The 22,823-nt window shown below is 47.1% G+C and carries 22 protein-coding genes; 7 read left to right on the top strand and 15 right to left on the bottom strand.

All coding sequences use genetic code 11. The annotated features are described in order from the left end of the window. The first annotated feature begins 6 nt into the window (after positions 1-6). Positions 7-1,251, top strand: coding sequence for an NAD(P)/FAD-dependent oxidoreductase (locus tag KVT36_RS21095; RefSeq protein WP_217605425.1), 1,245 nt, complete (start codon positions 7-9; stop codon positions 1,249-1,251). Between the two features lie 3 nt (positions 1,252-1,254). On the opposite strand, the gene KVT36_RS21100 is transcribed toward KVT36_RS21095, so the two are convergent. Continuing rightward, positions 1,255-1,833: a Crp/Fnr family transcriptional regulator gene (locus tag KVT36_RS21100; protein WP_217605426.1), complete on the bottom strand. Its 579-nt coding sequence runs from the start codon at positions 1,831-1,833 to the stop codon at positions 1,255-1,257. A 44-nt stretch (positions 1,834-1,877) separates the two neighbouring features. Here KVT36_RS21100 and KVT36_RS21105 point away from each other — a divergent pair, with 44 nt between their 5' ends. Then, entirely contained in the window at positions 1,878-2,504 is a 627-nt protein-coding gene (locus tag KVT36_RS21105) for a chloramphenicol acetyltransferase (protein ID WP_217605427.1), read from the top strand. A 5-nt stretch (positions 2,505-2,509) separates the two neighbouring features. Here KVT36_RS21105 and KVT36_RS21110 read toward each other — a convergent pair whose 3' ends face one another. Then, complete coding sequence (locus KVT36_RS21110; RefSeq protein WP_217605428.1) at positions 2,510-3,493, bottom strand: DUF6528 family protein; 984 nt, start codon at positions 3,491-3,493, stop codon at positions 2,510-2,512. A gap of 187 nt (positions 3,494-3,680) precedes the next feature. Between KVT36_RS21110 and KVT36_RS21115 the strand changes: the two genes are divergently transcribed. Next, positions 3,681-6,035: an ABC transporter permease gene (locus KVT36_RS21115; protein WP_217605429.1), complete on the top strand. Its 2,355-nt coding sequence runs from the start codon at positions 3,681-3,683 to the stop codon at positions 6,033-6,035. 27 nt (positions 6,036-6,062) lie between these two features. Here KVT36_RS21115 and KVT36_RS21120 read toward each other — a convergent pair whose 3' ends face one another. The 8 genes from KVT36_RS21120 to KVT36_RS21155 all read right to left on the bottom strand — a co-directional run bounded on the left by KVT36_RS21120 (position 6,063) and on the right by KVT36_RS21155 (position 15,313). Next, the gene (locus KVT36_RS21120; protein ID WP_217605430.1) at positions 6,063-6,665 is read right to left on the bottom strand and encodes a DUF1349 domain-containing protein; all 603 of its coding nucleotides are present in this window, start codon (positions 6,663-6,665) and stop codon (positions 6,063-6,065) included. Positions 6,666-6,667: 2 nt separating this feature from the next. Then, entirely contained in the window at positions 6,668-7,807 is a 1,140-nt protein-coding gene (locus KVT36_RS21125; RefSeq protein ID WP_217605431.1) for an MFS transporter, read from the bottom strand. 12 nt (positions 7,808-7,819) lie between these two features. Further along, positions 7,820-8,503 (bottom strand): HAD family hydrolase, encoded by a 684-nt coding sequence (locus tag KVT36_RS21130; RefSeq protein ID WP_217605432.1) that lies wholly within the window; start codon positions 8,501-8,503, stop codon positions 7,820-7,822. 10 nt (positions 8,504-8,513) lie between these two features. Next, a complete protein-coding gene (locus KVT36_RS21135; protein ID WP_217605433.1) occupies positions 8,514-9,539 on the bottom strand; it encodes a zinc-binding dehydrogenase in 1,026 nt (341 codons plus the stop codon). Between the two features lie 11 nt (positions 9,540-9,550). After that, on the bottom strand, positions 9,551-10,786 hold the full coding sequence (locus KVT36_RS21140; RefSeq protein ID WP_217605434.1) for an aspartate aminotransferase family protein: 1,236 nt from the start codon (positions 10,784-10,786) through the stop codon (positions 9,551-9,553). Between the two features lie 446 nt (positions 10,787-11,232). After that, entirely contained in the window at positions 11,233-14,055 is a 2,823-nt protein-coding gene (locus tag KVT36_RS21145) for a gliding motility-associated C-terminal domain-containing protein (protein ID WP_217605435.1), read from the bottom strand. A gap of 442 nt (positions 14,056-14,497) precedes the next feature. After that, positions 14,498-14,947, bottom strand: coding sequence for a ribonuclease H (locus KVT36_RS21150; protein ID WP_217605436.1), 450 nt, complete (start codon positions 14,945-14,947; stop codon positions 14,498-14,500). Positions 14,948-14,965: 18 nt separating this feature from the next. Continuing rightward, positions 14,966-15,313 (bottom strand): helix-turn-helix domain-containing protein, encoded by a 348-nt coding sequence (locus tag KVT36_RS21155; RefSeq protein WP_217605437.1) that lies wholly within the window; start codon positions 15,311-15,313, stop codon positions 14,966-14,968. 95 nt (positions 15,314-15,408) lie between these two features. On the opposite strand from KVT36_RS21155, the gene KVT36_RS21160 reads away from it, so the two are divergent. After that, positions 15,409-16,152, top strand: coding sequence for an SDR family oxidoreductase (locus tag KVT36_RS21160; RefSeq protein ID WP_217605438.1), 744 nt, complete (start codon positions 15,409-15,411; stop codon positions 16,150-16,152). A gap of 65 nt (positions 16,153-16,217) precedes the next feature. Here the strand turns inward: KVT36_RS21160 and KVT36_RS21165 are convergent, their stop codons facing one another. From KVT36_RS21165 to KVT36_RS21175, 3 genes are read right to left on the bottom strand one after another with little or no spacing between them, the layout of a single operon-like run. Beyond that, a complete protein-coding gene (locus KVT36_RS21165; RefSeq protein ID WP_217605439.1) occupies positions 16,218-16,655 on the bottom strand; it encodes a carboxymuconolactone decarboxylase family protein in 438 nt (145 codons plus the stop codon). A 5-nt stretch (positions 16,656-16,660) separates the two neighbouring features. Then, on the bottom strand, positions 16,661-17,569 hold the full coding sequence (locus KVT36_RS21170; RefSeq protein WP_217605440.1) for a DMT family transporter: 909 nt from the start codon (positions 17,567-17,569) through the stop codon (positions 16,661-16,663). 1 nt (position 17,570) lies between these two features. Beyond that, entirely contained in the window at positions 17,571-18,209 is a 639-nt protein-coding gene (locus KVT36_RS21175; RefSeq protein ID WP_217605441.1) for an NAD(P)H-dependent oxidoreductase, read from the bottom strand. 77 nt (positions 18,210-18,286) lie between these two features. Here KVT36_RS21175 and KVT36_RS21180 point away from each other — a divergent pair, with 77 nt between their 5' ends. After that, on the top strand, positions 18,287-19,750 hold the full coding sequence (locus tag KVT36_RS21180) for a PLP-dependent aminotransferase family protein (RefSeq protein ID WP_217605442.1): 1,464 nt from the start codon (positions 18,287-18,289) through the stop codon (positions 19,748-19,750). Positions 19,751-19,831: 81 nt separating this feature from the next. Here KVT36_RS21180 and KVT36_RS21185 read toward each other — a convergent pair whose 3' ends face one another. Then, entirely contained in the window at positions 19,832-20,410 is a 579-nt protein-coding gene (locus KVT36_RS21185) for a hypothetical protein (RefSeq protein WP_217605443.1), read from the bottom strand. A gap of 3 nt (positions 20,411-20,413) precedes the next feature. Continuing rightward, positions 20,414-21,652 (bottom strand): 5'-methylthioadenosine/S-adenosylhomocysteine nucleosidase, encoded by a 1,239-nt coding sequence (locus tag KVT36_RS21190; protein ID WP_217605444.1) that lies wholly within the window; start codon positions 21,650-21,652, stop codon positions 20,414-20,416. 320 nt (positions 21,653-21,972) lie between these two features. On the opposite strand from KVT36_RS21190, the gene KVT36_RS21195 reads away from it, so the two are divergent. Beyond that, positions 21,973-22,434, top strand: a complete 462-nt coding sequence (locus KVT36_RS21195) for a putative quinol monooxygenase (protein ID WP_217605445.1) — start codon at positions 21,973-21,975, stop codon at positions 22,432-22,434. A 12-nt stretch (positions 22,435-22,446) separates the two neighbouring features. Next, complete coding sequence (locus KVT36_RS21200; protein ID WP_254640128.1) at positions 22,447-22,812, top strand: transposase; 366 nt, start codon at positions 22,447-22,449, stop codon at positions 22,810-22,812. The last annotated feature ends 11 nt before the right edge of the window (positions 22,813-22,823 follow it).

Consider the following 22,823-nt stretch of genomic DNA (forward strand, 5'->3'; position numbering starts at 1 on the left):
TATTAAATGCCGACTATAAAAACGGATATATGCATCATAGGCGCCGGCCCGGCCGGTGCTACGGCTGCCCTGCAGCTTGCTTACAGTGGCGTGCCCTGTGTAATTATTGATAAAGCTGTTTTTCCACGCGATAAAGTTTGTGGCGATGGGCTAAGCGGGAAGGTGCTTACTTTACTGGGCCGCATTGATCCCGGTATTGCCGCCCGCCTGCTGGCAGCCTCGTTTAAGCTGGATAGCTGGGGCGTGAACTTTGTAGCGGCCAACCGTATGGGCATTGACATTCCTTACAAAGCCGGTTACCAGAAAGCATCCGGGGAGCCACGTGGTTTTGTGTGCAAACGAATAGACTTTGACAACTTCCTGGTAGATGAGCTAAAACGCTGCCCGCAGGTACAGCTGATAGAAGGGGTGAATATTACCAAACACACCCTGGAAGCAGATGGTTATTTGCTGGGCAATGCCAGCGGCGATGTACAGGTAAAAGCCAAACTGGTAATAGCAGCTAACGGCGCTTATTCCCCCTTTACCAAAGAAGTGGCTAATATTCACATGGAGCCGGAACATTATGTAGCCGGCATACGGGCTTATTATAAGAACATTAGCGGTATTCACCCTGATAAATTAATAGAGCTGCATTTCCTCAGGAACATTTTGCCCGGTTACTTCTGGATCTTTCCCTTACCAAATGGAGAAGCTAATGTAGGCGTAGGCATGCTTAGCAGCTCCCTGCGCAGGAAAAAAGTAAATCTGAAACAGCTGCTGCAGGACACCGTAACAAAAGATCCGGAAATGAAGGAGCGTTTTAAAGATGCAGTGCTAATGGGTACTATTGATGGTTACGGGCTTCCGCTGGGGAGCAGGAAACGCACACTCTCCGGCGAGCGGTATATGCTTACCGGTGATGCGGCTTATCTTATAGACCCCTTTACCGGCGAAGGTATTGGCAATGCGCTTTATTCAGGAAGAATGGCAGCGGAGCAGGCTATTATTGCTATAACTGCAGATGATTATTCCGCTGCTGCGCTCCGCGCGTATGATGCCCGTGTGTACCGTGTGCTGGGCCCTGAATTAATTATGAGCACCAAATTACAAAAGCTGGTTAAATACCCCTGGATCCTGAATATGCTGATGAAAATGGCTGCCCGCAATAAAGAGTTCCGCAACTTACTTACCAGTATGTTCCATGAAGTAGACATCCGCAAGAAATTAACACAGCCTATGTTTTACCTCAGGCTGCTGTTTAGCCGGTAATGTTTATTTCAGGTTTTTTAAAGCCCGGTTCAGGCTTCTGATGGTAACGCCCAGGTAGGCGGCCATATCTTCTTTGGAAATGGCAATATGTTGTTTGGCCTGCAGCTCCAGGAGCTTGGCTAACCCATTCTCTACCGTGTACAATTGCTGGAAAGATGCGCGGGTGCTGGTATTGATGATGCGTTCCGCAAATTCACCCAACAGCAATTTATTAAACTCCAGGTTTTCATTTATCAAAGACTTAAAAAAGGGAATGGTCACAAGATAGGCCTTTACCGGCGTAATGGCCTGGATGCTGCAGAGGCATTTTATATCCCGGATCACTTCAATGTCGCCTAAGGTCTCCCCTTCTCCCAAAAACTCAACGATGTAATCCTTATCATTTTCCTCGCTCAGGAAACATTTGGTAATGCCTTCCTTAATGACCAGGGTTCTGGCTACCTGCTGGCCCTGTTGTAAAAGGAACTGGCCATTAGAAAAGTTTTTAAGCTGGATGTTCTCTTTGCGTTCATGCGCATTATACAGATCATCAATGAAAGACAGTACAGAAGGATTGGTACGTATCATATCGCATTGGGACAAATGTCCCGTTTTTACAGGTGCAGGTTACCGATTTTTGCTCTAAGATGAAAACAAAAATAGACATTGAAAGCTGGAACCGGAAGGATCACTTCCGCTTTTTTTCACAATTTGAAGAGCCTTTCTTCGGCGTAACCGTGCAGCTGGACTGTACAAAAGCGTACCAGGATGCAAAGGCCAGGGACCGGTCTTTTTTCTTATATTATCTGTACCGCGCATTAAAAGCCGCTAATGAAACGGAACCCTTCTGCTACCGCATTATTGAAAAAGAAGTGTTCCGGTTTGATACGGTGAACGCTTCCCCTACCATTAACCGGGGGAATGGAACATTCGGTTTTTCCTATATGGATTATAATAAGAATGAAGATCTCTTTTACAGGAACGCCCGGGAAGTTATCCAGGTTGTTCAACAGTCGGAAGGGCTGGTGCCCGCGGTTTCCGGGGAAAATGTTATTCACTTTTCTGCAGTGCCCTGGCTGAATTTTACTTCCCTTTCCCATGCGCGGAGCTTTACCTTTCCTGACAGCTGTCCTAAAATATCTTTTGGAAAAATAACAGAGCAGAACGGGCAAAGGACTATGCCGGTATCTATACACGTACATCATGCTTTGATGGACGGGTACCATGTAGGCCTGTTTGTGGAAAAATACCAGGCGCTAATGAACGGCGAATAGCTGTGTTAGGGGCATTGCGTTATATTATGCCCCTCCGGGTAGCTGAAGGTATTATTAATGAGCCAGCGTGCTTTGTATATTTTAAGCCCGCTTTGGCGGAAAACGGTATTGCCTTTGGCATCCAGCACCTCGTCCGTCCACCAGCTGGTTTTAGGCCGGATCACGATCACCGGCCATGCTGCATCACCGGAGGATACACTTTTAATATTCACCTGCATCACATTGGCCTGTGTTAATTGCCTGGTATCTGTATTGATGGTATATACATTGGTGGTGTTGGTAAGCCACAGATCATTTTTACCATGTACGGGAAACAGGTCATGCGCTTCTGTGCCGGGGAGCGCCACAGAATCCCGCAGCGTTAATGCCGGCTGTGCGCAGCTGAAGTTATAGGTAAAAGTGAACAGCTTGTTCATGGCAGCAGTCCACAATACCTGGTGCTGCTGGTCCCATACTACATTATGCCCAAAAGCTACCGTGTAGTTCCTATGGTACACCTGCCCCGGCTCCAGAGTGGTATCCACCTTAAAAAGTGTAAGGTAGTTACCTGTGCTGGATGCGCTTACAATATTCCCATCCGGCAGCAGCTCGGCAGAATGGGTATTACCACCGGCATAAGCGTAGAACACGGTTTTTTTATCGGCAATCCGCACCAATGCCACCCCGCCGCCGGAAGCAGTTACCAGCAGGTATTTGCTGTTATATACCGGCTTTACATCGCTGGGATTGCTGAACCATTTTACATGCTCCGGTTTTACATTGGATTGTTCCGGGCGCCATTCCCAGATGATCTGTTGGGTGTTTACATCGGCAATGGCTGCACGGTTATACAATTGTTCCGCCAGTACAATACATTGCTTGCAATCTGCTACCCCAATTGCGGGTTTAGCGCCGCTGGTATCCGGCGCGGATATCGTGTTTGCTTTACCAATGAAGGCCGCTATGCAAAATAAACCGCTGTATAAAAGCCGGCTCCAGATTCCTTTCATATCATTCATGCTTATAGGTTCCGGGGGTTAAAGATAAGGTTCCGTCCTTATTCTGTAACAGCATCTTTTGTCCGGTAATGAACACTGCTGTAACGGAAATGAACAAACCTGGACCGGCAGGCGATTGTTTTTCAATGGTTTAGGCTGCGGGTACTGTATTTGTTGCTGCTGCTGCAAATCCATCCGCATGTTTAAAAGTTTTATCCGCGCTACCTTCCGCCACTTATGGAAAAATAAAACTTACACATTCCTGAACATCTTTGGCCTGGCCACCGGTATTGTTTGCGCCGCCTTTATCTTTTTATGGATTGAGGATGAGCTGCATTTTGACAGCCAGTATCCCAAAAAGGATCAGCTGTACATGATCCTTACCAACCAAACGTACGACGGTAAAACCCGTGCGTTCCGGTCATCCCCCGCTAAGCTGGCTGCAGCTATTAAAACAGACATACCCGGCGTGGTGAACACCGCCCGGGTGAATAGCTGGAAATCGGTGTTCAGCGTGGGTGAAAAAGCCATCAATGAAACCGGCTGTTATACGGATGCTGCTTTCTTTGATATGATGGACCTGCAATTCCTGGAAGGCACGGCAAAAAATGCATTCAAAGATGTGTCGTCCATTGTGGTTACTGAAGATATGGCCAGACGTTTTTTTGGCAGCGCGGCTAATGCAATGGGAAAATCATTGCAGATGGAACATAAGGAAAGCGTAATGATCACCGGTGTGGTTAAGAATTTTGCGCCTAACTCCAGCCTGCAGTTTTCCTGTATGGTGCCGTTCAACATTGCATCTAACCAGCACGACTATTATGAACGCTGGGGCGCCAATGCGGTAAACACTTATGTGGAGCTGTCGCCCAGGGCAAATTTAGCAGCGGTCAGCAAACAGCTGTCAGGCCTTATACGCAGTAAGGATCCGGATGCGGGAGCCGTACCTTTCCTGTTTGCCATGAACGACTGGCGCCTGCGCAGCGAGTTCCCGGATGGCGTACAAAAAGGCGGCCGCATTGTATATGTACGCATGTTCTCTATTATTGCCTGGATCATTTTACTGATAGCCTGCATCAATTTTATGAACCTGGCTACTGCACGCAGTGAAAAGCGGGCCCGCGAAGTGGGCGTACGTAAAGTAATGGGCGCCGGCAAACAGGTGCTGGCCTTACAGTTCATTGGAGAGGCCATCTGCATGGCGCTATTGTCTGCCCTGATTGCGGTTGTATTAATGTATGTAATGTTGCCGGGTTTTAACCTGCTGGTAGAAAAAAAATTAGCACTGGGGCTTTTGCAGCCCGCACATGCCGGCTTCCTGCTAGGCATTGCCCTGTTATGCGGCCTGGTGGCAGGCAGCTACCCTTCCCTGTATCTTTCCTCCTTTAGCCCCATTAAAGTATTGAAGGGCTTTAAAATGAAAGCCGGCAGCGCTGCCTATATCCGTAAAGGGCTGGTGGTATTCCAGTTTGCCACCTCTATTGTGCTGATCGTAAGCACCATCATCATTTACCAGCAGATACGGCATGTTACACACCGCGACCTGGGTTATAACAAAGACCATCTTATACAGGCAGAGGTAAAGGGTGATCTCTACAAACACTTTGGCGCCATAAAACAGGCGCTGCTGCAAACCGGCGCAGTAGAAAATGCCGGCCTGGCCAGCTCAGAAATGTTATATACCAGTAACAATACCTCCGGCTTCACCTGGCAGGGTAAAGATCCGCAAAGTGATGTGCTTATTTCTTTCCGCGATATTTCTCCTGAGCTGTTCAGTACCTGGGGCATGCAGATAGTGGAAGGGCGCAGCTTTTACGACAATATAAAAAGCGACAGCGGCAACGTGATCATTACTGCATCACTGGCCCGCCTGATGGGCAAAGGCAGCGCCATTGGCAAAACACTGCAGTTGGGCGATGGCGTTTTTCATGTGGTAGGTGTGCTGAAAGATTTTGTATATGGCGATATGTACCTGCAAAGCGATCCTGTTGTATTCTTTAGCCGTACCGACAATGCAGAAAAGCTGCTGATACGCCTGAAACCAGATGCAGCAACGGAAGCCGCTATTGCCAAAATAAGCGCAGTAGTACAACAGGCTGTTCCCGGTTATCCTTTCGATTACAAATTTGTGGATGATCAGTTCCAGGAGTTTTTCAAAAGTGAACAGCTGGCCAGCAAGTTATCGCGCCTGTTTGCGCTGCTGGCTATTATTATTTCCTGCCTGGGCATTTTTGGACTGGCAGCCTATATGGCAGAAAGAAGGGTAAAGGAAATTGGTGTACGCAAAGTGCTGGGCGCAAGCGTAGCCAGCATCACTACCTTACTTTCAAAAGACTTTTTACAGCTGGTACTGCTGGCCTCCTTTATAGCCATGCCTGTTGGCTGGTGGGTAATGGACCGCTGGCTGGAGGGATATGCCTATCACATTAATATAAGCGCCTGGGTGTTTGTACTTGCCGGCTGCATGGCGCTCCTGATTGCGCTGTTCACTATCAGCTTTCAATCAGTAAAAGCCGCTATGGCTAACCCGGTCAAAAGCCTGAGAACGGAGTAAAGGAATGTAAAATCATAAATGTAAAATTTAAAATGCAAAAGTGGAATGCAGCGAAGCAGATGGACCCTGTACGTTGCATTCCACTTTTACATTTTTCATACTTCTTACTTCAAAATCCTCAAATACCACGTTAAAGTGCTCCTTACCCGGCGCTGCCGCCACCATGCCTATCTGCGCGGTTACACCCGGCGGAAAATAAGCCAGGCGTAACATCTCGTACTGTTTGCCATCAAAGGAATATTTTATTTCCACAAAATCGCCTTTCCGTAAGAGCTTCAGCCAAACAGCGGCCGGGCTATCATGGCGCGGAACCACCGACCAGTCGGACATTTCACGGGTCACTACAGCACTTACATTTTGTACGCCATCCACATACTCAATACCTGTTTTTATCCAGTTCTTTTCATCGATCCGGATCATTAAACCGGCCTGGTGATACAGCTCCCGGTAATCGCCACTGATCTTTACACCGGCTTCAAAATCGCCTTCCTGTTCCTGGAAATAAAAAGGGCCGTTATCACGTATAAACCCATAATGGGTAACCCGCCAGTAGTCGGTATCCGGATCCACTGTTACCTGCAGCTTTATTTCATTGCCGGACCATTTACCCGGTTCATTAAACCATTTCATAATTAATCCATTTTAGACGCCAGAAAAATAGTACCTGTACCAAATAATGCGATCAATGCAAATGACCAGCGCAGGTTCAGCGCTTCTGCAATAAAACCTATCAGCGGAGGGCCTATTAGGAATCCCAGGAAACCTACGGTAGATACGGCTGCAATGGCCACACCCGGCGGTAATGTTTTGGATTTACCTGCCAGGGCCAGCACCAGGGGTACAATAGATGAAACGCCAATGCCTACCAGCAGAAAACCCAGCGTGGCAGTATAAATATCCGGGAAAAGAATAGCCAGCAGTAAACCGGTTGTGCTGATGATCCCTGCACATTGCAATACCTGCTTTACACCAAAGCGTGTTACAATACGGTCTGCCAGGAAACGCCCGCCGGCCATGGTGCCCATAAAAGCAATATATCCTACGGTGGTTAATGATTCCGGTACCTGCACAATCTTCTGGAAGTACACGCCGCTCCAGTCAAACATAGTGCCTTCTGTTACCAGGCTGGCAAAGGCTATTAAACCCAGCTGCAGGATCTGCCGGTCTGGTTTGGCAAAAAGCGGCTGCGCTTCCGCCGGTACATCTTCCGGTAATAAATATTTCCAGCTGCCCAATACCAGCAGCCAGCAGGCAGCGCCAATGATCCAGAAATGCTGGGCCACCGGCCAGTTCAGGTTTACCGCCAGCGTACCAATGCCTACGCCGGTAAAACCCGCCAGGCTCCATAAGCCGTGGAAAGAGGCCATTACCGAACGGCCGTATAAGGCCTCCACTCCTACTGCCTGCGTGTTCATGGCAATCTCAAATACGTTATTCATAAACCCGAACAGGAACAGGATGATCACCAGCTGCCAGATGTGGGTGGACAGCCCTATCATACCCAGTATAAAAGGAAAGATCAGTCCTGCGGCAATCAGCACCCGGCGGCTGCCCAGGCGGGTCACCATCCACCCGGATACAGGCAGGCTAACCATAAGGCCTATGGGCAGCGCAAACAGTACGCTTCCCAGGCCTGCATTGTTCAGGCCAAAATGCGCTTTTATATCATGAATACGGCAGGCCCAACTTGAATAAGTCAGGCCTGCAATAAAGAAAAAAATGCACACCGCTATGCGGTAGGTACGTTTTACATTCACCGTTAAAGAGAGCATAAGCAGTTTTATTTACAGTCGTTCCGCATACAGCCCGATGTGCTGATACAGCTCGTCATAATCCGTGATCTTCACAATATCTTCCAGGTGAGCCAGCTTTTTATTGGCGATCCCTATGAATTGAATGCCCATGTCTCTGGTGGCCAGGTAATCCCAGTTACCATCGCCCACATACGTGATGTTGGTTAAGGCAAGCTCCTGCCCATGCTGCTCATTCATTTTACGGATGGTGTGGCCTATAATGTCCTGCCTTGCCAGCGCATCCTGGGCAAAGGATGCAGCTGCACATCCATCAATATTAATGCCGGCACAGCGCAGCTTAAACAACGCCGATTCCCGCCAGCCGCCGGTAGCCAGCCCTATGCTGATGTGCTGCTGCTTGCAAAGGAATGTCAGCACGCTGCCTGCCTTTTGGATCTCGCGGATGCGCTCCGGTTTTTCTTCGTAGGCCCGTTCCAGTAAGCTGCAGAAGTGTGTTATGAACTGTGCACGTTCTTCCTCAGTATAGGTACGGCCCTTTCTTTCCCGGAACAGCTGGTCAATGATACCGGAGTCTGTAGTATTCTTATAATACCCGTAATTGGTTTCAAAGTCACGGAAGCCGAATGTTTCTTCTATGGCGCGGGTATAACAATGATCGTCTATCTCGGTGGTATCGGTAAGGGTACCATCAATATCGAAAATAATATATTTCATGTTTGTGTTTTTAAGAAATACGTATTACAGATTTAAGACTGCTGATGTTGTTGCTTCTTTGCCGGGTGTGCAGATCGCAGCCCAGATCTTTAACGGCTGCATTGAAATTGCTAAGGTCGTACTCATTGGTGATGATCTTGTGCAGCTCCAGCCGGCCGCTGTTGATCAGGTCTACTGCATGCCGGAAAGTATCCTGCGAGTCAATAGAGCCGATGATAGAAATACTGCGGTCGGCAATTTCCCGCGGGTTGATGGTTTGCTGGTTGTTACGCAGGCCCATGAGCGAGATCTTACCACCGTCTGCAATGGCCTGGATAGATTTTTCCAGCAGGCTGGCAGTAGTGTCTATGATAAGATCATACTGGTTCTTCTGCGGTATAAATGCAGGGGAAAGCGTCCAGCCTTTTGACAGCACATTGTTTTCTTCTATCAGCTTTATTCTTTGAGGGGATGCTTCATAGATCACCCCTTCCTGGATTCCGTATTGTTTCAGCGCCAGGTAAAATAAGAGCCCTATGGGGCCGCCGCCCAGCACAGCTGTACGCATGAACGGCGTTACGGCCAGCTTCTTTACCGCGGTCAGCACACAGCTTAGCGGTTCGGATAAAGCCCCCTGTTCAAAAGGAACATTATCCTGCAGCGGGTAAATAAAACGCTGCGTGGTTTTAAAGAAACGGGTAAAGGTGCCGTCAATAGAAACGCCTGCTTCTGTGGTTGATTTTAACAGACAGTGGTTGCGCAGGCCTTTACGGCAGTTCTCACAGTAACCGCAGTAATAGGTGGGATCAATGATCACGCGGTCGCCAATGTTGCAATTATCAACACTGCTGCCTTTATCTACGATCACACCTGCGGATTCATGCCCGATAATGACCCGGGGGCGTGCCAGGTATTCACCGGAAATAATACTGAGGTCTGTGCCGCAAATGCCGGTGGCGCGTACTTCTACGATCACCTCATCCGGCAGCATAATAGCAGGTTCCTCTTTTTCTTCTATACAAATATCCCAGGGATTATTATATACGATGGCTTTCATGATGTTTGTTTTTAGAGCTGGCTGAATAATTTGTCAAGTCTTGCGCAGATCTCTTCTATATCGTCCAGGGTAGCGGTGAGCGCGGGCCGTACCTTTACCACATTCCCAAAACCGTAGCGGGAGCCGCGGAGTATAAGATTATGTTCTTCCAGCGCTGTGTCAATGATACGGTTGGTAAGCTTTACATCCGGTGCGCCTTCCCGGTCCACGATCTCCATACCCCACATGTAGCCAATACCACGCACATCGCCAATAACATGACCATACTTCTCTTTCAGCTGCAACAGCAGGCTGCCAAGGACTTTGCCATTTTCGCGCACGTTTTCCAGGAAACCTTCCCTTGATACTACTTCCATTGTTTTCTGCGATGCGGTGAGCGAAAGCAGGTTGCCGCCGGAGGTATAGGAATGCTCAAACTTTTCCAGCACGGCAAACTCTGACCGGTAAATGATAGCTGCTGCCGGTATGCCAATACCGCCCAGGCCTTTGGCCAGCGTAATAATATCGGGCTGTATATCATAATGCTCACTGGCAAACATGTAACCTGTTCTGCCAATACCGGTTTGAACTTCATCTGCTATCAGCACAATGTCCAGCTCATCGCAGATCTTACGGATGCGTTCAAAATAACCTTCCGGCGGAATAATGTTGCCGCCATTGCCCAGGATGGGCTCCAGGATCAGGCAGGATACATTGCCGTTGCTGGCATACTGCGCATGATCATAGATTGCTTCTGCGCAGAGATAACCGCAGCCCGGCGCACCCTTTGCGGAATACGGACAACGGTAACAATAAGGCGCAGGCACAATACCATTCTGCGTAACCAGGGTATTGGAAAATGACTTGCGGCGGAATGCATTACCGGAAATACTGGTGGCAAACAGGGTTTGCCCGTGATGGGAAAGCGAGAGGCTGATCACCTCATTTTTGCCGTTGTATTTGTTGGCAATTTTTACGGCGCCTTCATTGGCCGTGGAGCCGATGATATCCCGCATCCAGCCGTCTGTAATATGTTCCGGCGCATGCTCCAGGATACTGTCTAATACTTCTTGCGCCAGCTGGCCGGTGAAGGAGGAAGATACGTGGATAAGCTCTTCCACCTGGTTTTTCAGCGCATCTACCAGTTCGGGATAACTGTAGCCAAGCGCCAGGTTAAATGTGCCGGATACGGCATCAAGATACTCTTCCTTTTCAGGCGTGTAAAGGCGGATGCCACTGCCTTTTGTGAACTGAACATTGATGGACATGAATAAAGTTTTTTGAGGGTGTAAAAAATGCGTGTGATAAAGGCATGGCATGTGCATGACGGGCAATGCTACCTGCTCATCAGGACATGGGTGTCTTGTGGGTAAACGAGTAAAAGTTACATCAGCTTTTCAATGCAATAGCTCATTGCGGCGGATGTATGGTACACACTTCTGCCTGGGTCTTTCGTGGTCTTGCTCGCATTTAAATCTGAAATTAACTGGACGTGGTTTAATGGTTACATAAAGATAAGGCCATACATAATTTTTAAGAATAACGTAGCGTTTGTAAACGGGTTAAATACAAACACAAAGTAAAATGCATTCCGGATAATTTATTTTTTTTGTTTTGAAAAAATACGGTATTATATATTATATATAATGGTGGCCCATCTGCATATATTCGTAACCGTTATACACGCCATAGTGCAGCTGATCAACCAGCAAGATTATTTTACCAGCGTAACGGTTCCCTTTAATGTTTTTGTCTCTCCTCCCTTGTTCACAAAAGTAGCTACCCATACAAACGTGCCGGTATCTGCTAATACCCCTTTAAAATGACCATTCCATCCTACAGCGGGATCATTACTCTGAAAAATGCTTACTCCCCACCTGTTGTAAATGCTTAGCCGGTAATTGCTGATATGTCCATAATTTTTCGGACGGAACAGGTCGTTCTTTCCATCTCCGTTTGGTGTGAATGCAGTGGGGAAAATGATGTCGCAGCCCTCGTCTACGAAGATCTCCGTTGCCAGCGGTGCGGAGAGGCAATTGTTTCCGTCTTTTACTGTCAGCGTATAGCGGCCGGCCTCCAGGCCGTTGAACACACTATCAGGCTGCCACCCATTATTCCCTATCCCGAACAGGTATGGCGGCACACCACCGTTTGCCGTGAGCGTAATACGCCCTTTGAGCGGTGTGCCACATTCAATATCTGTTTTAGATAAAAGCGCTGCATCCAGCAGCAGTGGCTCCAGGATAATAAGCTCCGTACTTTGACTGCATTGCGCTGCATCTGTTACACTAACTGTATAAACACCTGCAGGCAGGCCGGTGAACAAGCCGGAATTATTGGTGATATCGCCGGTAGCCGGTGAATTAATAGTATATACGTAACCGTTAGCGCCGCCTGAAGCAGTGAGCTGCAGCTGCCCGCTCCTGTTGCCATGGCAGCTTACATCTGCATGGGCAATCGTTACTTCACTGAGCGCCAGCAAGGGCGGTTCAGTAAGGGTAACGGATACGGGCTGGGAAATGCAGCCATGGCTATCCCTTACCGTGGAGCTGTAAATACCTGCAGGCAGGCCGGTGAACAAACCTGAGTTATTGGTAATAATACCTGTTGCAGGTGATGAAATAGTATATACGTAACCGTTACTGCCCCCTGCAGCATTGAGCTGTAGCTGCCCGTTCTGGTTGCCATAGCAGCTTATATCCGTATGGGCGCTTGTTACTTCGCTGAGCACCAGCAAGAGCGGATCAGTAAGGGTAACGGATACGGGTTGGGAAATACATCCATAACTATCTCTTGTTATAATACTGTAAGCACCGCCAGGCAGATTATTCGGGATAGCGTTGTTCCAGGTAAGGCCTCCGTCACTGCTGTATTGATAGGGCCCCGTGCCATTGCCGGGTGTGGGTATAATACTTCCATTGCCGCTACCCATACAGGAAGGCGGGGTTGCAGCTAATGTTAACGAGGGCTGTGAATGCACCGTGATCTGCACCGGTGCTACCACTTCACATTTGGTATTGGTATTTGTGAGCTTTATATAGTAGGTGCCTGTTTGGCTGATGGCTTGTGGCGTGGGTACCGGAATAGTAGTGAGGATATCTGTCCAATAGCTTAATAAAAATTCCGGTCCCTGATCCCTGTCAGTAATAACATTTGTGCCGGTAATGTCTATGGTGGCCGGTGCGCAAAAGATGGTATCTTTTACCTGCAGCAGGGGTATCAGGGTGCTCGTAGGCTGCAGGGTTGAAAGATCCAGATCCAGCGTGGTTCCTGGTTCACCGTCTACTGTTCCCCATTCTGTTCCGTTTGAGAGTCCTCTCAATCCACCGGAAACATCTGCTACAGCAGGCGTATTGGTTATAACCACCCCTCCACCGCCACCGCCGCCGGAGCCATGGCGGGCCAGGAAGGTTTCGTTGCCACCGGCTCCTCCTTTGGCTGTTAAGGTAACGGTACCGTCCAAAGTACCGGTGTAGGCCAGTACAATGCTGCCACCAGCGCCGCCGCCGCCGGCGCCATCATCTGTTGATGGCCCTGCGCTCAGGCCATCGGCACTGATAATACCCGTACCAAGAATAGCGCTGGCAGTGATCATAATAATGCCGCCACCATGTTCTCCGCCTTCGGCGGCATTATTATTCTGATGACCGCCGCCACCACCGCCACCCATGATAATATGGGCAGGTAAGCCTGTTTTTATTCCTTTGCCTCCACGTCCGCCTACATCCTGGGGACCGGAGTACTGGTATCCTCCTTTTCCGCCGTCACCAAAATTAGCGCCTCCCCCGCCTCCGGAGTTGTGCGCATTGCCGCCGCCCCCTGCATTGGCAGGGGCGCCTCTTCCAAAGCTGCCGTTTTCATACCCCCCTGCGGTTGCGGCCCAGGTGCCGTTTGGTGTGCCGGCAATACCCTCTCCTTTTTCCCCGTAGCTGCCATAGGTATTACTTACAAAATCCTGGATATTGTATAAGCCACCGGCGGAGTTGATCTTACCAGGCCTGAACCCCAGGCCCGTTGCGGTAATTTCATAACCGTTCATGTTCAGTGTTTGCCAGGCGTGAAAAGCTACAATGCCGCCGCTTGCTCCGTCCCAGGCCGCAGCTGTAACAGTTCCTCCTAAAGTAACGTTCTGGTATGCCGGTACCCGCACTACCTGGTAAGCGGATTTACGGTTGGGTATGCCGCTTATAGCCCGGTAGCTGTGCTGCAATGGATCCCGCAGGGTTAACACGCCGCCGGCAAAACTTCTGACCTGGCCAAATTCAAACAGGCCGCTGTAGCCAGGATCTATGAGCCCGTTACCTCCTGTTCCGTTTCCGCCATAGGCGGGTGTGTTGCTGGTATTGATAGTGGCATCCTGCATTTGTATAATTAACACGCGATCGCCTGCTACCAGGGGCGTGGCATTGCCGGTAGCGGGGCCTGTGTTAATAATAAGGCCGCCCGTGTTCACATTGTTCAGGGCCGGATAATAGGTATTCACCACACCTGCAATAGTAGCAGGTGCGCCACAAGGTGCGTGAACCGGTACAGGCAACTGGGCTCTAAGTACATTACAAAACAGTACTCCCATCAGCCATCCAATACACTTTTGCTTTACAAACATTTTTGTGTAGCCTTTCTCTTGTGAATAAAGGAGCAAAACCCATTGCCCGGTCGCTATGTTTACCGCCTGCTGATATATACAATGATTCCCGGTGCTTTGAGGTCACAACGTTTAAGCCGTAGCGTTATATGATATCATGCTATTACTGGAAAGGTACAGGGAAAGATATACGTGGACGTTTAGTTCTATACCGGACTATTATCCTTGATGGGGTGTTGATCATTGGCCTTGCTGTTATCCCTTTTAGCGTGGAATCATTTGTTTTGTTGGCAATTACAGACTTAGTAAATATAAGAAAAATCGTTCAACAAGCCTAAACGGCAAGCATGGAATTTATAAGCATTACGGGTGTTGTGTGATCTGTAATAAATGATCAGATCCCTTCACGCATGATCTTCCTCACCAATTTATCTGCTTCAATATTGAAATTAACGTCAATGCCTTTTTTTTGATGGGCTTTCACTTTAATGAAGGTTAATTCGAGGTGCCCACTTAACGTATAAAATTCCTTTACAAGATCTGCATTCCTCATTTCCGTTCCTTTGCTGGTGATAAAACCCGCAGCCGTCAATTTCTCCCTTCGTTCCATCAATCCCGTTACATACTGGCTGTCTGAGTAAATACGCAGTGATTTGAAAGTCTTTGCGGCATGACCGATCCCCGCTATGACCGCGTAAAGCTCCATTCTGTTATGTGTGGTATCCGGCACTTTGCCGGATAAAACGGTTTTTTCTTCCCCCGATAATATAATGGCAACCCATGCTCCCAAACCGTTTAAGGTGTTACAGCTGCCATCTGTATATATATCCGCACTATGTATCATATCGTCGTGAATATCCGGCTACTGTCCCTGGATCTTTTTCCTGTGGTTCTGGCCCCAGCGGATCATGGCGCCAATCACTTCTTTAAGCGTTTCAGCATACGCTGTTGAAGAATATTCAACCGTAACAGGTTTTGTATTGCAAACCCTCCGGCTTATCAGCTGATTCATTTCAAGCTCATGCAATTCCCTGGACAAGATCCGTGGAGAGATCCCTGATTCCCGGGACAGCTCCCCAAAGCGTTTGGTTCCATTATTTACCAATATTGAAAGGATAACCAGCTTCCATTTTCCATTAACAACGTACAACGTATCCTGAATGAAGGAATGTACGTTTTCGCACTCTACCGCATCTAAATTGTCTTTCATGTACTATCCTGTTTGTAACTACTTACTACTTTGTAACTCGTTACAAATATACCGTATAAACTATCAACTTTGTACGGCACTTAAAATATGCTCACATGGAAAAATTTAAAGACAAGGTAGTTGTAATTACAGGCGGGAATAGTGGTATTGGCTATGCAACCGCGAAAGAATTCAAATCGCAGGGAGCCACCGTAGTTATAACAGGAAAACGGGAAGATGCATTACAGAAAGCCGCCCGGGAGCTGGAGGTGACCGGGAAATTGGCTGACCAGGCAAGCGTGCAGGACATAAAAAAACTGGCTGGCGAAGTCAAGGACTTGCAGCACAAAGTAGATGTGCTGTTTATCAATGCTGGTGTAGCCTTTTTTGCCCCCATTGAATATACTACCGAAGAGCAGTTTGATGTTATGACAGACATCAACTTCAAAGGAAGTTTTTTCACCCTGCAGCAGTTCATTCCGCTGCTGAGTGATGGCGCTTCGGTTATTTTCCTGACTTCCAACAGTACGGCTATGACCATGCCCGGGAGCGCTGTATATGCAGCTGGTAAGTCGGCCGTTGGGCACCTGGCGAGGATAGCAGCCAAAGAGCTGGCCCCGAGAAAGATAAGAGTGAACACGGTAAATCCCGGCCCTACGCAGACCGAAATGATCGGCAAATTCGGCCTGGATGAAGCTACTTTAAAAGGAATGACAGAAAGCATATTGGCGCAAATGCCGCTGGCAAAGATCGGCACAGCCGAAGATGTAGCAAAGATGGTTACTTACCTGGCCGATAACAGCACCTCTTCCTTTATCACTGGTGCAGAATTTTTTATTGATGGTGGCTTAGCCGTTTAAAAATAAATGGGCCGACCCAAAAGTAAAAAAACACTTTTAGGCCGGCCCCACACAATGAAGCAACCTTAAGCTGGTATCAGCTTAGTTGTGATCCCTATTCTGTTCCATGCATTAATAGTGATAATTGACAGGATAACCTGTGCCAGGTATGTTTCACCCAGCAATTTTACTGCCTGCTCATAAGTAGCATCCGTTACATGGTTTTCACTGATCAAAGTCACTTCTTCCGTAATGGCCAGTATCGCTCTTTCCTCCTCAGAATAAAAAGGCGCATCCCGCCATGCATTAAGGGCATAGATCCGTTGTTCTGTTTCGCCTGTTTTACGCGCCTCTTTTGTATGCATATCAATACAGAACGCACAACCATTTATTTGTGATGCCCTGATCTTGATCAGGTCTTTATGGGTTTTGGTGAGCGGAGTGCTCTCTATAAATTTTTCAAGCCCCAGGATTGCTTTGTAACCCGCCGGTTCCACCTGGTCAATTTTAATTCGTGTTGCCATTTGTTTTATTTTGAATTTGAATTTGAAATATTACGCCTGGGTATGTTCATCAGGACAACGGCGCCCATGATTAAGCCAACCCCGATCCACTGGCTGGTGATCACCTGCTCATGCAGGAGGATCTTTGCCATGATTATTGACACCGGGATTTCAATGGATGCAAGGATGGCTCCCAGCCCCATGCCTGCCAGTGGCATACCACGAGTGAACAATAAGGGTGGAAGCACCGTACCAAACAACGATACAAGCAATCCCCAGCCCGGGAAGATCTTCCATGAAAACCCCGTGTTTATAAATGCATGAAATACACACAGTATAATGATCAGCCCTCCGGCAATCATGTATAAGCTTCTTTTTAGTGGTGGGAAATGTGTATCCAGGTGATTGGTTGAATACATTGTTGCCGTGTAACATAATGCACCTGCAATACCAAATGCAAAACCTTTCCAGCTTAAGCTTACAGATTGTTTCAGTACTGCGGTGGCCAGTAATGTTCCGGCCATAATTACTGTAACAGACAGCAATCTGCCTGCTGCCGGTACCTTTCTCCGGACAATGGATTCCAGTAATACGCCCATCCACACGGATTGTGCTAAGAGTACAATTGCTACACTCACCGGAATATATTTCACAGACAGGTAGTAAAATACACTGGTAAGGCCCAGTGATGTTCCTGCTATTGTTAATCTCATTTTGGATCTGATAGCTGGAACGGGGGCGCTGGCATTTTGGCTTCCCTTTTGGAATAATGTCAATATAAAAAGACCTGTTACCCCAAGGCTGAATTGTGAAATGGTTACTTCTGCAGTATTGAAGCCAGCCAGGTACGCCATCTTTACATAAGTCCCCAGCATTCCGTAACAACCTGCGCCAAACGTTATCAGCAGGGCGCCTTTAAGTTTATCGTTTTTCATTTCACTTCAACATTTCTATCACCGCTTTCACTTGCCGGTGAGCTTGTTCAATAGTTTTTTCAAGCACTTCTTTATCAAACGAAGTACCGCTGACATCCACCATATGAATATTATGAATGCCTATCATATTCAGCACTGTCCGCAGATAGGTTGTCTGAAAGTTTAAATGCGAATTAGGTTCACCGGTTTCATAACCCTGGCCGCCCCTGGCTACCAGTAAAAGCATGGTTTTATTTTCCAGCAGGCCGGTGTACGGCTGTTGCCTGTTACCAAGATCTATTTTGAAGGTTTCATTCAGCCGCAGTATCTGGTCAATATAGGCTTTTAACGTGCTGGGGATTGACCAGTTATACATTGGCATACCCAAAACAATGAGATCTGCATTTTTTAATTCCGCAATATATGCATCACTGGTGGCCAGGATCTCATGGTCTTCAGCCGTTCTGTTTGTTTTCGGCTTATGGTTTGCCAGGATCCAGGCTTCACTGATATGCGGAACATTGACATTGCCAAGCTCTCTATGCCTGATCTCTGAATCGTTGTGGAGCCTGATCCAGTCTTCAGTAAACACCTCCGTAAGCTTTCTGCTGTGAGAGTGTAACGTTCTTGCACTTGCGTTAATTATTAATACCTTTTTCACTTGCAATTTGTTTCTACAAAAGTATTCCTGATCTGGGCTATATTTGTAGCCCAGATATAACAAAAACTACAGCCCAGATGCTGCCATACAAATCTTTAATCCAGGTAGACAGAAACTCTTCTGTATCGTTGCATATCCAGGTTTGCAACAGCTTCATTGCACTTATTTCCGGCGGTACGCTGCAGCCTTCGGATATGCTGCCGAGCTCCCGCGTGCTGGCGGATCTTATAGGAATTCACAGAAATACGGTTAAGCTGGCCTACGAAGAATTGATCAGCCAGGGCTGGGCCGATTCCATTGCACGAAAAGGGATCTTTGTGCTCTCTAAACTACCCATCATTGCAAAGAGGAGGTTAACGAATGCAGGGGAGCCATTGCAAAAGAAAGAGCCCTTTACCTGGACAAACAAATTTAAAGATGCTGTACCAAGCAGAAACCTTCAGTCATCCATACTTACCATAGACGACGGTTTTCCGGATGTAAGGCTCACGCCTATTGATGAATTAATGCGGGAGTACCGGAGCATTTCCAGGAAATCATATGGTAAAATTTTTTTGAAGTACGGAAGCGCCAAAGGATCAGCACATCTGCGCCAGGCCATTGCGGGCTATCTTTACAATACCAGGGGCATTGCGGTATCAGCAGAAAATATACTCATTACAAAAGGCAGCCAGATGGGTATATACCTGGCTGCCCAGCTGCTGCTGGCGCCTGCTGAAAACATTGCGGTTGGTGTATCCAATTACCTGCTGGCTGATAACACCTTTAAGCACCATGGCGCAAACCTGGTCCGTATTCCTGTAGATGAACACGGGATGGACATTGATCATCTTGAAAAAGTACTCCGCAAACGAAAGCTAAAAGCAGTTTACGTTATACCGCATCATCATTGCCCCACCACGGTGACAATGAGCATGGAGCGAAGATTAAAGCTTTTGAAACTGGCCAGGGAACATCGGTTCGCGATCATAGAAGATGATTACGATTTTGACTTTCACTATGAGAACAAGCCTTATTTACCACTGGCAAGCATTGATCATCACCAGAATGTTATTTACATCGGATCTGTTACCAAAACGGTTGCACCGGCACTACGGATCGGTTTTATGATAGGTCCGGACCAGTTTATTAATGCTGCCGCAGCCCTGCGGGAACTCATCGATAAGCAGGGCGATACGGTGCTGGAAGAAGCTTTTGCTGTTATGTTCAATAATGGTGAAATGGAACGGTACTTTAGGAAATCACTGAAAATATATAAAAGCCGGAGAGATCTTTTTTGCCAGGTTTTGAAAGCAGAGTTTAAGAACAAAATTGAGTTCACCTTGCCGGAAGGAGGCCTTGCAGTATGGGCCAGCTTTGATAAAAAAACAGACCTGGTGAAGCTATCCGCTGCTGCCTTAAAGAAAGGACTTAGTATTGATGACGGTACCTTTTACAGGAATGAGTCTTTTTCCGCCAACGGTTTGAGAATGGGCTTTGCTTCACTGGATGAAGCGGAGATCTTAGAGGCGCTTGGAAAGCTAAAAGCTGTTTTGAAATAGCCCAATATGTGTAGTGGCCCCAAAAGTCAGACACTATTGGGGTACTTTAAATAACATTATTTCTGTGCATCTATGGCCTCACTATCGTACAAAATCAAACTCCTGTGTAAAGCCAAGATTGATCTCAAAAATGCCCAGATTCCCCAGCGCGAGTCCCCACTGGTCAAAGATAACCTTCAGCTCTTCCGGCATCTCTTTAGTTTCAGCGATCCTCTCATAAAGTAAAGCTGTATAATTTGACAGCAAGTTGATTGCAGCCTGCTTTTCCGCAGGGCTCCAGTTTTTTTCGGCACCGATCGCAGCCACGATCTGATGAGGTGTAGCAGTATTGGGCAATGAGGCGGTAAGCGGGAACGATGAAATTTTGAGCAGATCCAGGTCAATATCATCATTCTGGGAGCCGTTCAGCGATTTTAGCGTATTGCCCGGGTATTCAAAACTGGCATCATTGATATAAATATCTACCGCGTTGGGGCAGGATAAAAAAGTCAGGCTCGTCCCCCACTCTATTGAAGCAGTGCCGGCAGCCGGATTCAAATTGACCGACAGGCCACTGGCCAGCAAGGTTCCCGTTAAATTATCAAACAATTCAATAGAGATGCCCGCGATCTTTAGCGGGTTGTTGCTGTCGTCAAACAACAATACTTTTTTTACAGGCATACATTACTTATTTGATTTCCATGAAATTTGTTTTTCCATTGACCAGGTACTTACATTAAATTTTATTTCGGATGCTGTTCCCGCAATCATTAAATACAAACCGACCGGCTTTGGATAAAGGCCCCCGTTTATTTCAACATGGTTACCGGTAAAAGGCACCTTATGAATATTTTGATCCTTATCCGTATAGATTGCAACTCCCTGCAGGATATTCAGGGCTCCTGCTGCCCCTGATGCGGAGATCCCGATCGTTAAGAATACCGCAGGCCCATGCAGTATTACTAACTGCTCAAAAGAAAGAAGGGAGCCCATACCGGGCGTAACACGTTGCTTTATTTCATCCCTTGCCGGACCCGGTCCCTGCGATGCCGGGTTTAGCTCAAACAGGCCCGTATTCAAGGCCCTGAAATAATTGCTGGTAATTAACTCCGCTACAAAACGCGAAGAATTTTCCAGTGCCATTTGCCTCCAGACACCCTGGTCATCTGTTTGGGTCTTTTGCTCATCTGCATTATCAGAGATGGATTTGATAACAATGGCATTGGTAGGTGTTTCCCGGTAAAAAGAAGCGTGCATTACGCCTGCGCCTTCCATTTCACAACCGATAATTTTTCCATGCAGGGAAAGCAATTCATTTTTTTTCTTCTTAGATGCAATTACCAGTGAACCGGAAGCTACTGTTCCAAAATGAACGCGGGGATGGTGTGCATTTAAAGCGTCAACAACGGGAGCCTGTTTTTCAGCATTTCCTTTTTTAAGCTTTTTAGCTTTGCTTTTTGCGCTTTTGACGGCCTCCTGCAGCCAATTAAACTTCCCTGAGGCTATGAGTTCCGCCTGCCTGATGAGCGTAACGCTGCAAGGGTAACCCTGGGGGCGGTACTGGATCTTATTTCCTGCTGCGGCCTTTCCCATATCATAATAGAAAACCTGCTGCGCTACAATAATATCCCCCAGCTTAACCGACTCGTGAAAGGAGCCGGCTATCCCCGTAAGGATAATATAGGAAGGCTGCCATTTTTCAATGATGGCTTCTGTAAGTGAGATCGCATGAAATCCGCCCATCTGGCTCTGGTAGCTTATTAAGATACTGTAACGCTTAGTATTATCCTTAGATGCCAGGGTTGTCCTGTACCAAATCTCGGAGGGATTGTTACTAATGAGAACAAGTGACGGGAGGTATTTTTGCAGCTCGTCAAATTCTTCTTTCATGCCGGTAACAATGGCAAAATCAAAGAGATTCATATCTGGGGTTTAAGTGGTACTGGGATTATCTTTTACAAGTATAAGTTCAAGAAAAATCCTGATATTATCTAATACCTGGCGGGAAAAATTTTAGAGCTATGGGTTGTAGGTGAAATGGGTGGGGGCACCAGGAATCAACAGAGTGATTTAAATGCGGTGCGCAGTTCCTCATTAAGAAATTGCAGCTGTTCCAGGCTGCAAAGCGGCCTCCTTTTTCAAGCTGGCTGAAATAGATACGCCTGAAAATTTCCAATGACAATCAAACAAAACAATAGGGCAGCATTTGTTTTATATGTAGATTTAATATTAATCTACATCACATGAATAAGATCATCGCCGGTTATCAAAATATATTTCAGAAAGCCGCTTTTACGCTTTTCATTACAATGCTTATGTTTTTTACATCTGGTACAGTTTCTGCTCAGCAAAAAGATTGGGTGGTGCATTTAGCAAAAATTAAAATTGACCCCGCTTATCTGGAGCAATATAAAGCAGCCATCGAAGAACATACAAAGGCTGCGATACAATCAGAACCGGGCGTACTTACTTTGTATGCAATGTATGAAAAAGAATATCCCAACCATGTAACTGTCCTGGAAATATATGCCAGCAAGGAAGCCTATCAGAAGCATTTGAAAGCACCTCATTTTGTGAAATACAAAACGGGAACGCTCCATATGATAAAGTCCCTTGAGCTCATTGATGTAAATCCTATTGCTTTTGGGGATCAAGTTAAAATCTTGGGGGAAAGAATAAAAAATCGTTGTTTTGCGGCTCAATAAGAACCATCAGTTTTGGATCAGAGCTATCGACAGTTAATAGGATTTCTTCTCCCACAGGGACTTTTAGCGTATTTTGACCTTATTAAAACCACGCAATCGCCCAATGGACTTCACATCTACCTGGAAGAAATAAACGAGCCTCCTGCAGAATATAAGGATAGGAAACTACATTCAAAAGGTTTTCTACCAGAGGTCCGGGTACAGGATTTTCCGATCAGAGAAAACAAAGTAACACTGGTTATCAAACGCCGTCGTTGGGAAGATGTTCATACCAACGATATTATTACCAGGGACTGGAACCTGGTTAGTGATGGAGCTCGTATTACCAAAGAGTTCGGTCTTTTTTTAAAAGAAGCATTTGGACGAAACGCCCGTTAGTCCTGTACAAT

The organism is Chitinophaga sp. GbtcB8 (genome assembly GCF_019091455.1).
Classification (GTDB): domain Bacteria; phylum Bacteroidota; class Bacteroidia; order Chitinophagales; family Chitinophagaceae; genus Chitinophaga.

What these genes read in the sequence shown, in the direction of transcription:
- KVT36_RS21095 (WP_217605425.1), top strand. Translation starts at nt 7, where the DNA reads ATGCCGACTATAAAAACGGATATATGCATCATAGGCGCCGGCCCGGCC.
- KVT36_RS21105 (WP_217605427.1), top strand. Translation starts at nt 1,878, where the DNA reads ATGAAAACAAAAATAGACATTGAAAGCTGGAACCGGAAGGATCACTTC.
- KVT36_RS21110 (WP_217605428.1), bottom strand. Translation starts at nt 3,493, where the DNA reads ATGAAAGGAATCTGGAGCCGGCTTTTATACAGCGGTTTATTTTGCATA.
- KVT36_RS21115 (WP_217605429.1), top strand. Translation starts at nt 3,681, where the DNA reads ATGTTTAAAAGTTTTATCCGCGCTACCTTCCGCCACTTATGGAAAAAT.
- KVT36_RS21120 (WP_217605430.1), bottom strand. Translation starts at nt 6,665, where the DNA reads ATGAAATGGTTTAATGAACCGGGTAAATGGTCCGGCAATGAAATAAAG.
- KVT36_RS21125 (WP_217605431.1), bottom strand. Translation starts at nt 7,807, where the DNA reads ATGCTCTCTTTAACGGTGAATGTAAAACGTACCTACCGCATAGCGGTG.
- KVT36_RS21130 (WP_217605432.1), bottom strand. Translation starts at nt 8,503, where the DNA reads ATGAAATATATTATTTTCGATATTGATGGTACCCTTACCGATACCACC.
- KVT36_RS21135 (WP_217605433.1), bottom strand. Translation starts at nt 9,539, where the DNA reads ATGAAAGCCATCGTATATAATAATCCCTGGGATATTTGTATAGAAGAA.
- KVT36_RS21140 (WP_217605434.1), bottom strand. Translation starts at nt 10,786, where the DNA reads ATGTCCATCAATGTTCAGTTCACAAAAGGCAGTGGCATCCGCCTTTAC.
- KVT36_RS21150 (WP_217605436.1), bottom strand. Translation starts at nt 14,947, where the DNA reads ATGATACATAGTGCGGATATATATACAGATGGCAGCTGTAACACCTTA.
- KVT36_RS21155 (WP_217605437.1), bottom strand. Translation starts at nt 15,313, where the DNA reads ATGAAAGACAATTTAGATGCGGTAGAGTGCGAAAACGTACATTCCTTC.
- KVT36_RS21160 (WP_217605438.1), top strand. Translation starts at nt 15,409, where the DNA reads ATGGAAAAATTTAAAGACAAGGTAGTTGTAATTACAGGCGGGAATAGT.
- KVT36_RS21165 (WP_217605439.1), bottom strand. Translation starts at nt 16,655, where the DNA reads ATGGCAACACGAATTAAAATTGACCAGGTGGAACCGGCGGGTTACAAA.
- KVT36_RS21170 (WP_217605440.1), bottom strand. Translation starts at nt 17,569, where the DNA reads ATGAAAAACGATAAACTTAAAGGCGCCCTGCTGATAACGTTTGGCGCA.
- KVT36_RS21180 (WP_217605442.1), top strand. Translation starts at nt 18,287, where the DNA reads ATGCTGCCATACAAATCTTTAATCCAGGTAGACAGAAACTCTTCTGTA.
- KVT36_RS21185 (WP_217605443.1), bottom strand. Translation starts at nt 20,410, where the DNA reads ATGCCTGTAAAAAAAGTATTGTTGTTTGACGACAGCAACAACCCGCTA.
- KVT36_RS21190 (WP_217605444.1), bottom strand. Translation starts at nt 21,652, where the DNA reads ATGAATCTCTTTGATTTTGCCATTGTTACCGGCATGAAAGAAGAATTT.
- KVT36_RS21195 (WP_217605445.1), top strand. Translation starts at nt 21,973, where the DNA reads ATGAATAAGATCATCGCCGGTTATCAAAATATATTTCAGAAAGCCGCT.